At 69.4% G+C, this 12,429-nt stretch carries 9 protein-coding genes; 7 read left to right on the top strand and 2 right to left on the bottom strand.

The features are described from left to right. Positions 1-214: 214 nt before the first annotated feature. The 6 genes from ABT129_RS31695 (at position 215) to ABT129_RS31670 (ending at position 7,398) form a co-directional block, all read left to right on the top strand. Complete coding sequence (locus tag ABT129_RS31695; RefSeq protein ID WP_351908484.1) at positions 215-3,088, top strand: hypothetical protein; 2,874 nt, start codon at positions 215-217, stop codon at positions 3,086-3,088. Between the two features lie 32 nt (positions 3,089-3,120). Then, a complete protein-coding gene (locus tag ABT129_RS31690) occupies positions 3,121-3,510 on the top strand; it encodes a conjugal transfer protein TraB (RefSeq protein WP_351908482.1) in 390 nt (129 codons plus the stop codon). Positions 3,511-3,602: 92 nt separating this feature from the next. Beyond that, a complete protein-coding gene (locus ABT129_RS31685; protein WP_351908480.1) occupies positions 3,603-5,759 on the top strand; it encodes a chromosome segregation protein ParM in 2,157 nt (718 codons plus the stop codon). 111 nt (positions 5,760-5,870) lie between these two features. Then, the gene (locus ABT129_RS31680; RefSeq protein WP_351908478.1) at positions 5,871-6,500 is read left to right on the top strand and encodes a hypothetical protein; all 630 of its coding nucleotides are present in this window, start codon (positions 5,871-5,873) and stop codon (positions 6,498-6,500) included. Between the two features lie 327 nt (positions 6,501-6,827). After that, positions 6,828-7,082 carry a hypothetical protein gene (locus ABT129_RS31675; protein ID WP_351908476.1) on the top strand — a complete coding sequence of 85 codons (255 nt, stop codon included), beginning with the start codon at positions 6,828-6,830 and terminating at the stop codon, positions 7,080-7,082. 106 nt (positions 7,083-7,188) lie between these two features. Next, positions 7,189-7,398 carry a hypothetical protein gene (locus ABT129_RS31670; RefSeq protein ID WP_351908474.1) on the top strand — a complete coding sequence of 70 codons (210 nt, stop codon included), beginning with the start codon at positions 7,189-7,191 and terminating at the stop codon, positions 7,396-7,398. 804 nt (positions 7,399-8,202) lie between these two features. Here ABT129_RS31670 and ABT129_RS31665 read toward each other — a convergent pair. Both ABT129_RS31665 and ABT129_RS31660 read right to left on the bottom strand, forming a co-directional pair. Then, the gene (locus ABT129_RS31665; RefSeq protein WP_351908472.1) at positions 8,203-9,009 is read right to left on the bottom strand and encodes a PIN domain-containing protein; all 807 of its coding nucleotides are present in this window, start codon (positions 9,007-9,009) and stop codon (positions 8,203-8,205) included. Between the two features lie 381 nt (positions 9,010-9,390). After that, complete coding sequence (locus ABT129_RS31660; RefSeq protein WP_351908470.1) at positions 9,391-11,013, bottom strand: hypothetical protein; 1,623 nt, start codon at positions 11,011-11,013, stop codon at positions 9,391-9,393. A 726-nt stretch (positions 11,014-11,739) separates the two neighbouring features. Between ABT129_RS31660 and ABT129_RS31655 the strand changes: the two genes are divergently transcribed. Then, a complete protein-coding gene (locus tag ABT129_RS31655) occupies positions 11,740-12,300 on the top strand; it encodes an SUKH-4 family immunity protein (protein WP_351908468.1) in 561 nt (186 codons plus the stop codon). Positions 12,301-12,429: the final 129 nt, after the last annotated feature.

The raw sequence follows: 12,429 nt of genomic DNA, 5'->3' as shown, positions 1-12,429 counted from the left end.
TGGTGGTGGGGGGGGGCCCCCCCCCGCGCGCTAATTTGGTCAACCACCCCCCATCTGACCCGCCCCCCGCCTCCGTCCGGGGGGGGGCCGGCCGCCACGGCCGGCCCCCTCCGGCGTGCTCCCAACGCCCAGGCGCCCACACGCCCGCACGCCCAGACGCGCACACGCGTATACGCGAGGCACTTCGACCCTGTCAAGGAAGGAGCCCCACCCGGTGTCCAGCACTTCGAACGGCCCCGGCGACGGCCCCGGCCGGCTCATCCCCTTCCCCCCGGGAGGCGATGTCACCGACCGGCCCGTACCGCTCGCCGATATCGACCGCCTCATTCCCCCGCCCAGCGAGACCCCGGCGGAAACCCCGATGGAGCGGACCATCGAACTGCCGCCCATTCGGGAGCCCATTTCCCCGGAAAGTGTTCTGCGCACCGAATCCGCTCCGGCATATTCCCCGGATCCGGAGTATTCCGACAGTGAAGAAGAGGGTGGCGGTGAATTCGAGTGCGAGCCGAGCCGGACCTTTACGGAAAGGGTCGGTGACTGGCTCGAATACCGGATCGCCCGCGGCCATGCCGGCCTGGAGGCGGAAGGCCCCTACCGCGAGGCCCTCATCGAAGCGAAAGTCGCCCGCCTGAAATCGGAAAGCGACCGTGAAATCGCTTTGCTGGAGGCGCACAACAAACTGCGCCAGGCCGGTATCCAGGCGGCGGCCGACAAGAAGGCCGCCCAGGGGAAGGGCGACGCGGCCGCGATGAGGTCCGGCTCTGGCACCTCCGCCTCCGGCGGTGGCCGGGGCGGGTCCGGCGGCTCGCGCGGTGGCCCGGGCGGCGGTCGCCCCGGAGGCAGCCCGAACGCCTCCGGGGCTGGCGGTGGGCGGGGCGGCGCGGGATCCGGCGCGGACAAGGGTGGCCGCAAGGACGCCCGGTCCTCCGCCGCCCGCTCGCCGTCCGCGGCACGGGCGGACGACAAGGGCCGTGAACGGCAGGCCGCGGCGGCGGCGAACGAGGGTAAGCGCCGCCACAAGGACCAGCTCCGCCAGGAACGGCAGCGCGCCAAGGACCAGTCCCCGGGCGGAAGCGGCCGGGGCGGTGCCGCTGGCCGGGACGGCGGCAGGGGCTCCGGCAGTGCTTCGCCGCGTCAGGAGCGGTTGGCGGCCCAGCAGTCGGCCCGCGCCGACCGGCACGCCGAGCGGGGCAAGGCCCGCGAGACGAGGCGGGCGGCCGAGCACGCCGCCGGCCTGCAGGACCGCACCAAGGACCGCGACCAGTCACGCGCCGAGAAGCAGCGGGCCCGGGACAAGGAATGGGCGGACCGCGAGGTTCGGCAGGAGCAGGAGAAGAAGGACCGGGCCGAGCGCGGCGCCTCCCGCACGGCCCGGCGCCAGGAGCGCAAGGCCCGGCGCGAGAAGAGGAAGACGGCCGAGACCGGGCGCACGACACTGGGCGCGGCGGTGGGGGACGAGGCGCAGCGGCGGTTCGACAAGCGCCGCAAGGCCGCCGAGGACGCCCGGGCCGCCAAGGCCAAGGCCGGTGAGGGCAAGTCCGGCACGGAGAAGGAAGAGACCGGGTCCGAGAAGGTCAAGGACGAGACCGGGACCGGGAAGCCGGGGTCCGACTCCGAGGGCGGCACGACGGCAGACGGCAAGGACGGGTCCGGCAGCGCGGAAGCCGACGAGGCCAAGGCCGCCAAGGGTTCCGACGACAAGACGACGACGGAGACCGGCGGGCCGGAGAGGAACAAGGCCGAGAAGAAGGAGCCGGGCGAGCCCGGCACGGCCAAGGCCGCCGAGAAGAAGGAGGAGAAGCAGGAGAAGGAGTCCGGCAGCGACGGCGGCAAGACCGGGAAGCCTGCCGGGCCCGAGGAGGCCACGACCGCCGTCAAGGGGCCTGAATGCCCCTCAGAGCCGTCGGCAGGCGCGTCTGCGGACACGGAGCCGGAAGAGGCTCAGATCGTCGAGGAGAAGCCGTCTGACGGCTCCGAGAGGACGGGCGACGGCACCGAACCGGCGCCGGGAAAGCGGTCGTTCGGAGAGCGCGTCAAGGACCGCCTCACCAAGAAAAGGCCCCCCGTCGAGGAGGGAACGCGGGCTCCGCTGTGGATGGAGCCGGAGGGCGAGCGTGCCCGCCCGCCGCTTCGCGCGAAGTCCGGCGACGACATCGTTGACGCCGACGTCATCGATGACCGACCCACCGCCGCGGCGACTGACGAGCCCCTCAACCCGGCTACGCCGGCCGCCAGGGACGGCAAACCGGCCGTGGAGAGCGAACCGGTCGGGAAGGGCAAGCCCCCCGGCTCCGGCGAGGCGCCCGTCGGCAAGGCCGACCCTCTGGCGGGCCTCACCGACGGCCAGCTCCTGGGGTTCCTCGTCCCCGGGCACACCCGTCCGGCCGAGCCCTCGACGCCTGTCTGGGACAGCAACAGCACCCCAGCGGGGCCCGGGCCCGGGGCGGGGATCCCGGCGCAGTCCACATCACCTGACACCACTCCCAGGAAGGCCCCTTCGGGCGGCGGCACCCCGGCACCGGACGCCGAGTACGGCAAGGAGAGCGAGCCGGCCGGGAAGGGCGAGCCCTCCGGCTCTGGCCAGACCGCCCGGCCGGGAATGGATTCCGAGGCGGGGAACTCTGCTCAGCCCCTACCACCTGACACCACCCCCAAGGAGGCCCCGTCGATGGGCAACACCCCTGCCTCGGCCGGCTCGCAGCTGGCCGCGAAGCACCAGACGGACATCACTCTCGACCAGTACCTGGTGGAGATGACCAACATCGCCCTGACCGCTCTCAGCGACAAGGAGACGGCCGACGACATGATCGGCCGCCTGCTGGCCACGGCCAAGGCGCTCCAGGAGATCGCCGACGACCTGGCCGACGACCACAACGTCGACAAGCGGATCACCTCGCAGATCAGCGAGCTGTCCGAGGCGCTGAACACGATGACGGCCCAGGCCGTGCGCTGTGCCCAGGAGTGCGCGGACGCCGCCGAGGCCGCCGTGCAGGCCGCCGCCGGTGTCGCCCGCGTCTACGGCCAGGACATGGACGCCAAGCGGGACGCGGGCCTGGCCCACGCCTCAGCCGCCGCCCACCACAACTGACCCCACCTCACATCGAGAGGAGAACCGTCCCGATGAGCACCACCGAAATCAAGAGCGACGACAACGGCTACAAGGAAGTCCAGGCCAAGCTGACGAAGCTGTCGAAGGCCCTGGACGACAAGGCCGTCGACCTTGAGGTTCTGCTGCGCCGGATGAAGACCAACGCGAAGAAGGCCGCGGACACCGCCCAGACCATCGAGACCGCCGACCTGGACCCGCGGTTCGTGGAGCTGACCGTAGCGGTCTCCACGGCGCTGGGCGGCGCGGCCGTCCACATCCAGCGCCTGGCCGAGGACGCGGTTGCGGGCGCGGCCCAGTCCCGCGTGGTCCAGGACTCGCACGCCCGCCTCTACGGCCAGCTCGACGAGATCCGCTCGGGCCGCCGGGAGAAGACCCCCAAGGCCGGCTTCTTCGCCGAGTAGCACCCCCCGCCACTCCCCCACCTCGCCCGTGTCAGGGGCCGGACCGCCACCGCGGTCCGGCCCCTGACCTGTTCCCCAGGAGAGAATCCCCGATGGTCCTGCCGCGCAGTGTGGCGCTCGAACGCCTCGCCTACGCCCTGGCCGCCCCCGCCGTGGCCCTCGCCCCGAACCTGACCCCCGACGGCCCGGCCAACATCGTCCTGCTCCTGGCGGGCGCCGCCGGAACCGCGAACGCCCTCCACGCCAGCATCAGCCGCCTGCCCGGCTCCGGGCAGCGGATCCTGCGGTCCATGCCCCTGGCCCTGGCCGCCGGGGCCGACCTGGCGGCGGTGTGGACGCCGGGATACGGCCCCTGGCAGACCGACGTCCTGCTCGCGGCCGGATGGGCGCTGCTCTGCGGCACGCTCGCCCCGCTCTCGCGTACCGGACGGCGCGGCCACCGTCCCGCTCTGTCCGCCCCGGTCCCCGTCCTCCCGGCCGCCGCACCCACGGCGGCGGCCTTGCCCGCCCCGGCCGAGCCGGAGACGGCGCCGCTGCACCCGGAGGACGGTGCCTCGCTCTACACCCGCAGCGCGCGGCAGGTGTGGGAGCGGGCCGGCCTGCCCGGTGGCACGCTGCTGGTCAAGGCGATCCCGCACCCGGACACGGCGAAGGATCTGACGATCCTGCTGCGCTCCAAGGACCCCGGGCGCCCGATCAAGTCCCTCTCCCCCGCCGACGTCGCCGCCGCGTTCGCTGTCTTCGAGGACGAGGTCGCCCTGGCGCCGGTGGAGCAGCAGAGGGACGGACGGCAGGGCGGTCCGGGCTGGCTGCAGGCCCACATCACGCCCGACGCCACCGCCCGCCGGACCAAGGCCCCGACCCTGAAGGAGCGGTGGGCCGACAAGGTCGCCGGGGCCAAGGGCGGTGCCCCGGGCTCCGAGCTCGTGACCCGTACCCGCGACGAGGTACGGGGCGTGTCCTTCTACAGGGCGCGGATGACCGATGAGACCGAGGTACCGCGGATCGACCTGGCCAAGGTGTGCCGGGGCCTGGGTCTCCCCGCCGACGACTCCTGTGTCTTCGTCCTCGTCGACGGCTCGGAGTTCCTGATCAGCGTCTTCGACACCCCGCCACTCAGCCAGACATTCCCCGCGAGCCGCGAGCTCCTCACGCCCGACGCCAAGGGCATGTACGTGTGCGGGTACACCACCACCGGCCAGCCGGTGAAGAACATGATCTACCAGCACGACAAGAACGCCCCCTGCCACGGCCTGATCCTCGGCGTCTCGCGCTCGGGCAAGACCCAGTTCTTCGCCGTGGCGATGGCCGCGCAGTCGCTGGGAGGCGGCGTGTCGTGGCTGTCCACAGTCCGCAAGGACGAGAAGACCTCCGTGCTGGGCCGGTACATCGACCGGCAAGGCTCCAACGCACTGTGGATGGCCCGCTCCCTGCGCGCGGCCAGGGCGCTGTGTGAGATCCGGGCGGAGATGCCCTGGTCGCACGACGGCCAGCCGCATGACTTCAAGCCCGGGGACCCGCGCTGCCCCTACGCACAGCTGGCGGTGTTCGCGGACGAGTTCATGACCGCGTCCCAGGACGAAGAGTACGGCGAGTTCATCCAGACCGAAGCCGACGACCTCACCGTCACCGGTCTGAAGTACGGCATCGGATTCTTCCCGGCCGGGCAGTCCCCGTTCGCGCACGACGGGTTCTCCTCCGGCATGAAGGCCAACCTCCGCCAGAACAGCAGGGCGGTGGTCTTCAACATGGGCAACCCGGCCTCCACCCGCAAGGCCGTCGAGGGCGCAATGGAGAACCCCCACGACGTGCCGTCGATTCCGACCCGCTACTCCCAGCAGGAGGGCTCGGTGATCGAGCGGGCCATGCGCGGCGAGGCCGACCCGGAGAACGGCGTCTCCACCGGCGGCGTCGCGGTCATCGTCCTGGACAACGGCCGCGCCGTCCTCATGCGCAGCCTGTACGCCGACTTCGACACCGACCTCGCGCAGATCTTCCCCGACGAGGTTGTCCGGCTCACCGACCACGAGATCAGCGAGCTGGACAAGCGCGGCCTGTGGTTCGACTGGAACGAGCCCGAGCGGCCGGGCGAGTTCCACCCTGTCCCCGACGACGGAGATGACGGCGGCGCCGAGCCCCGCCGGCGTGGCGCCCGGAAGCACGAACGTGGCAAGCCCGGCGGCAATCGCCGGGCCGAGGTCACCTCCGCCCGCCAGGCCCTCGAAGCCATCAAGATCCTCGTTCCCTGACTCAGCCTCACTCCCCCACCCCCTGCGTGCCCGGCCGCGTACTGCACGGCCGGGCACGCCCATCCCCGATCGGACAACACCATGGACTACTGCCCCACTCCCGGCCGACCGATGTCCGACCCGGAGGCCGCTGCCGAGGCCGAACGCATCCTGCGCGCCGAGTTCCACGACCAGCCACGGTCGTCCGGCGCGGCCTCGACGTCATTCCGGGACGACACTCCGCTCCCGACGTTCGGGCCTACGCCGCCGGTGCTCCAGCCCGAGACCCGGGTTGTCCCGGCCTGGGCGGCCGGCACCGCAGTCGGCTCCATCGGGATCGGCGCCGGGATCACCGGCGTCGGCTGCGGCGCCTGGCTGGTCCTGCAGGGACTGGCCGCCGTCACCCTCACCAGCGTGCTGATGGTCACCCTGCCGCTCGCAGCGCTCGCCGCCCTGGCCACCACGATCGGCAGCGCTCTTCAGCACGCCCGCGCGACCGTCACCCGCACCGAGAACCACTACACCGGCCCGGTCACCCACCACGTGCAGCACACCGAGCAGACCGCCCGGGGCCTTCCCTGCCGCATCACCCACCGCTGGAGCCGATCGCCTCGCCCGGCTCTCGTCCCCACCCCCACGGCGTCGGCACGACGAGAGCGGGGCAGTCCGCCCGGCCCCAGCACCCCCGTCATGAAGGAGACCTGGCCATGCAGACCGGGCCGAACAACACCCCCGAACTCCCCACCTCAAGGCCGTTCCTGAAGAGCAACGCGCGCCTGCGGCTGGACGCCGCCGGAGCAGCCTGGTGGAACCGGGCCTGGGACCAAGGGCCATCGGCGACGCCGTCACCAGCAGCGTGCCCCGCCCCCAGATGAACCTGGAGCACGACACCAGCGGCATCTGGCCCACCCTCACCACCCCGATCCGGACCTTCCTCGACGCCCAGGCCGCACACCTGCCCGTCCTGTCCGGCGCCACCGCCTACACCTGTGGCAGGCCACTGCCTGATCGCCTTGATCGGCGGGGTTCCTGCGCATCACCGGTGCCCGCATCCTGTGGACCCTGTGGGGACTGGCGTCCATCTGGACCGTGTGGTCCGCCTCCCTGGCCGGCGACCGCATCCTGGCCGCTGCGCTCGCCGCCATCATCTGGGCACTCGCCAGCACCCTCGCCCTGCGCGGCCTGTCCTTCCGCCCCGTCATCCACAACCACCAGGCGGCCCCGGCCGCTCCGGTGTTCGGCCCGGAGTTCCGCCCCGAACTCCACCTCCACGCCACGCTGCCCGCACCTACCCTGCACGGCGACGACACCCCGCCGACAGTGATCCGCTTCCCTAACGGCTGACCCCCGGTCGCTCCGCCTGGCCCTCGCCTACCCTCCCGCGGTATGCGAGGACCGGACAGGCCGACCGGCCATCGCACGCACCCTGCCCATCCCTTCTAGGAATGCCATGGACCTGCGGGACATCAATCCGACCTTCACGCTCCGCTACATCACCGATGCCGGTGCCGTTGTGAAACGGCGGCTTCTGCGCCGCGAGGTCAGCGTGCTGGAGGGACCCACGGCGAACTCGCTGGGCGACGCCGGAAAGGCCTGGGACATCGCAGTCCTGGACGACAACGGGACCGACGTCACGAGCCAGTTCACCTGCTTCACCTGACCATCCACCGCTTCCCCACTTGCACCGTCTGACCCTCGCCCGTCTCCGCAGAGTGAGAACCCGGCAGGCCGATCGGCCACCCATCCACACCCCTCCGCGCCCCGCCGACGGCTTCTTCGACGGCGGGGCGCAGCGCTGTCCGCCATCACCCCTTGGTGGAGGACATGCCGTGTTCACGCCTCGCCCGTGCCGCCGGATCGGACGCCCACGTCCGCTTTGCCGCCGCCCTACCCCCAGCGCCCCGGTCGGCTCCCCCGACTCCTGGAGCCGATGATGGCCCGGCCCCGTCGAAGGGGCCACGAGGCGACCCGGGTACCGCAGCGCCGCGTCCCTTGAGGAGTTCGGCCAGAACGCGATCCCTGAGGGCCTGGCCACCCGCCGACAGCTGCGCGACATGGGACTGAGCCCGGCGCCAAGAAGGCCCGGTTGCGGTTCTGCCGCCCATGCTGCTGTGAGCGACCCGGCGCGGCCGCAGTAGCCCTGCACCCACCCCGCCCGCGGTTTCCTGCTCGGCATCCACTTCGCGCGCCCCAGACGGATCCCGACGCTCGCCCAGGAGTATGCCCTGGACCGGGCCATGGCGGCCCGGCAGACCAGCGGTGGGGCTGGAGCAGTTTCTGCACCAGTTCCTGGCGGAACGGAGAGGTAGTTGAGTGATCAATGACTTCTCCAGGAGCGATCCTAAGGAATCGAGACCTACCCATTGATCTACTCTTTGCGCTCCCGACGGCGGAGCTGGAGTTTCCTTGTGACTACGACCCGTACCTGTCATGTCGAGGGGTGGGTTGCCTCTGACTGCCAAGGTCAGGGGCTGGGGGGCGCCTTCCGGCGCTGCGCCGTGGACAGTCTCATCGGTACCAGGCCCATGTTCCTGGCGCGCAGATGCAGGCCGAAGTCATTACTCAGCACTCGCGTCTGCACGCCCAGTCCGTCAAGTTCGGCGGCGCACAGCAAGATTTCCATGTCCGGGTCGCCGCGGCGGTGCCCTCGTGGATCAAGCCGGACCTCCAGGCTCGCGTCCTGCCGCACCTGCCTTGTGCCGCCGGGCTCGACACCGTCGAGTTCCTTCTCCAGGAACCGGATGGCCTTGGTGGCCTTCTCGCTCAGGGCGTTCGAACCGCTCTTCTGCAGATCGAGTTCGTCGATCACCACGAGAGGTATGACGAGGCGAGCGTGCTTTTGGTCAAGCCCTGCCGCGCGCAGCTCCTCGGACCACTTCACCTCGTCCGGCCGGGGCCAGTGGTTGAGCGCATTGGTGTCGTACACGATGGCGACACCCGGCCGCTCCGCGTACAGCCGAAGTTCTTTCAGCGACTCTTGGGCCTGCTTGATTGCGAATATCTGCTGTTGAACCTCACGGACCAGAGTGCCGTGGAGTGTTGGAGAGGCGCCTGCGACAGTGGCCAGATTCCAGTAGTTTCCCTCGAAGAGACCGGCCCCGAGGTCTGGATCCATCAGGCACTGCGAGAGCTGACGGTGTGTATCGGTGACCGTCTGGAAGTATCGCGTCCACAGCTGATTCTGATCGCTGTAGAGGTTCTCCCACTTCACTAGGGCGGCTGAAAGGTCCTTCTCTGCGATGTCCAGTGTGTATCCGGGTCTGAGTCTCATGGTCGTTGATCCTTGCAGAACAGCCGCTCTCAGTTCAGGTGCTCACCCCTGATGAGCCGCATCGCGCCAGCTCAACTGCGTCGGTGGCCATCCCGCCGGAGGCGCGGTCGGGGCATCCGGGCCGGTCCTCAGCAGCGCAGCCCGGCCCGCTTGATGAGGTGTGGAGCGCCAGCCCCTGTACGGACCCATGTCGCCCGGCGAACTCTGCAGGAATCCTCGCGGGAGTGACCTCGCCGCCCTCTCGGCTCGTCCTCCGACCAGCTTTGAAGCTGGTCGCACCGACGTGCTCCAGAAATGCGAGTCTCACCTGGGCTGGCCACGTCGAGGTTCGCCCAGGAGAGACCGGGACCTTCTGGAGGCAGCTCTGAGCCGCGGGGCGCGTCAGTCGTCGGCGAACTCGCCGTCCGTCGCTTCTGTGGACTGCGTGGCGACAGCGGAGAACAGCGGCCACTCGATGCGTTCGATCAGCCAGGCGGGCAGCGACCAGAGGCCGTGGTCGTCGTAGACGCCATTTCCCCAGACAGATACAGGGTAGGAGCCCGGCACTCGGAAGTCGTCCGCGCCGTTCCACCGGGACGACGGTTCGTACGAGTACTCCGCTCCTACGGACTCTGCTTGCTCCTGCGCTTCGTCGCCACCGACCCAGAGGATGATCTTCCCCTCCCACCGGCCGTCTACATCCCTCCGGGTCGTGACCAGTCCGACGTGTGCATCCGTGCCTGGGATGCTGATCTCCTGATCCAGCAAGGGGCCATGATCCAATGCGATCCCCGGCACCATGTTCAGCGCGTCGACGAGTGCCGCTTCTACTTCAGCGGGGTCGTCGTAGGCATCCTCAAGGATTGCCGCAATGGCCTCGGAGTCGGCCGCCATGGAGGTGATGACTCCGTCGGAGAACTGAAACGTGAGGTGCGAGCTCACCAGGACGTTGGGGATCGAGATGACCTCCACCTCAGGGTCGCCACCGTGCAGCAATGACTGCACGGTGGTCTCCCCCGCGGCCAGGAACTCCACCGTCGCGTAGACGGTCTCCTGTCTGGCCGTACCGGGATCGACTTGAGGGTTTCCGCGGCCGGTCGAGACCAACGCGGTGGGCTCGATCCTCTCGATCATGACGTCATCGATCCCGGCCAGTGCCAGCAGGTGCGTCACGCTCGCACCGTAGCTGCTCACGCTGGTGCCGTCGCCGTCCCGTGTGTGCATGTAGGCCCGTTCGAGCCCCTCTATGCGACCGATGTCGATCACGTCGCTGTCGAGCTGCGTCGGCAGCTGTTCACGGAGGTAGCGGATGATGGCGGAGCGCGCGTGGCCATCGTCCACCGTGAAGTCGAAGAGCGTGGGCTTGAGGTCGACAAGGCTTCGCGTCTTCGGCACCGGCTTGTTCCAGGCCCTGAAGGCGGCCAGGACGTCACGATCGGCAGAAACGATCAAGATCTCGTCTGAATCGGCCAGGTCCAGAACGTCGCGGATCCAAGCACTGTCGCTCGCCCCCGTCTTAACACCCCGGGAGTCGTTGTCTCCCCTGCCGGCGTCGGGTGTGCTTCCCTTTCCTCCCTTGAGCTTGGCCGGGGGACGCAGGAGGACCTGGTCCTTCAACCCCTCGATGGCGCCTCGGCCTGTGAGCTCGATGATCTTCACGTTGGGAATCTTGGCGAGGTTGGCGAGTGCGGCCTCGATCACCTCGTTTCGGTCGGTGTAGCCAGTCGGGGGCACGTTGAGACCAGCCTCCTGGAGTCGCCGACGTTCGGTGGACGCGGCGTTCTTAAGTACCTGCCAGTCGATGACCAGGTGCTCAGCCCACTCCCACGCGACGGTCTCGGGCACCCAGGTCTCGACGCCTATGCCGGCCAGCCGCTGAGCCAATCGCTCAAGTTGGTCAAAATCGGGTCGCGCGAAGCCGTAGGCGTTCGCGTCGAACACGACGGCTTTGAGCTTGTCACGGAGGGGGGAGGTCAGTCGGAGCTTTGCGCCATCCGTGGATCGCGCTCGGGATTTGCTTGGCATGGCAGGATTCTTTACCCGTAGCGCAGACCTGGGTGGGCGCTCTCAGAATCTTGTGTGTATCAGAGAGCCCGGCTCCCCTCTTCGGGGTGTCGGGCCTGATTCATGAAGTTGATCAAGAGCGTTGGGGTCAGCTGTCGTGGGGCCGTTGCGTGCCCAGCCCTCCACCGGTCATGGTCCGAAAAAGGGCATCCGCAATCGCGGAGGCCCTAGGCGGTCGGATGCATGAGACCGGCGCCCGCGTTCAGGTCACCCCCCGCATCAACCGGACCCCGGTCTCCCGCAAGCTCTCGCACTCCAGCTGCCTGTCCTGCCGGATTATCAACGACGGCGCGCCGCCCACCATCGTTCACGAGCGGAGCGACGCCCTCGCGATCGTGTATCGCAGATCGGCGGCGATGGCCAGCTTTGGTCCTGGCATGCGGCCACGTCGCCGACCTTACGACCGACCTCGACGTCTCCGCCAACGTGTAGCTGCGCATTGCCGAACTTGGCGCGCAGATCGGCCGCCAGGGAAACTGCCTCACCTCCTGCGGCCCTGACGTCCCAGGCATACCGCCGCCTGCACGGCCCCCCTTCCCTGCACTGTTAGCGATGGCCTCGTCCTCCAGCCGTAGCCGGCGAAGCAACTGGGTGATGACTAAGGACCGTCCCGCAAGCGCGGCCGTGTCTCGACCTGAGACCGGCTCGATAGGATCAGGAACACAGCCGGCGGAAGAGGATCGTTCGATGACGACGTACGACCTTCTGACCGAGTGGGCCGGTCTGGGGCATGTCACGCGAGCCGGACGGGACGTTGTGGCCGGCTGGCGGATTCCGGGCTTCATGAAGGCACAGCTCGTTGAGGTGGGCGTTCCAGTAGCTCCGCGCCTCATCGAACGAGTCGTGATGCAGAGCGAGGCTGAGCCAGTTCTTCTCACGTCCCGTGGTCCGCTCTACCGTCTCACCGAGCAGGCGGACCCCGATGATCAGGCCGAGTGGTCATGGTTCGGCGTCGAGCCGGTGACCGGGGCGGTCTACTTCGTCATGCCGGACGGGGAGGCATGGTTCGCCAACTCGGGTGTCGACGTGTGGCTCGACGTCCTTCACCGCTACGGCAGCTGCGTAACGGCCTCAGAGCTTCTCCGCGAGCCGGACGGCCCCGAGGAGTACCTCTCTGAAGGGGAGGAAGAGCAGGCTTTCGCCGAGCTGAACCGGCTGGCCGAGGAACTGAAGGAGATCGACCCGGCGGCCTTCAACGGCTACGAGGGGTTTCTCTGGCCAGGGCTCCTGGACCGCTGGCTCTACTGAGCTCGGCCGGCAGATCCAGGGCCCGCAGGTCTGGACCCGTGAGGGAGACCAGGCAGCGACTGCGATGATCTTCATGTGTGGGCTGTGATCACAGTCCTAGCGGTCATCGAGCGAGTGCGCGAGGCAGGA

This window comes from Streptomyces sp. NPDC002057, assembly GCF_040296665.1.
Classification (GTDB): domain Bacteria; phylum Actinomycetota; class Actinomycetes; order Streptomycetales; family Streptomycetaceae; genus Streptomyces.
This window is presented reverse-complemented; position numbering and strand designations above follow the sequence as displayed.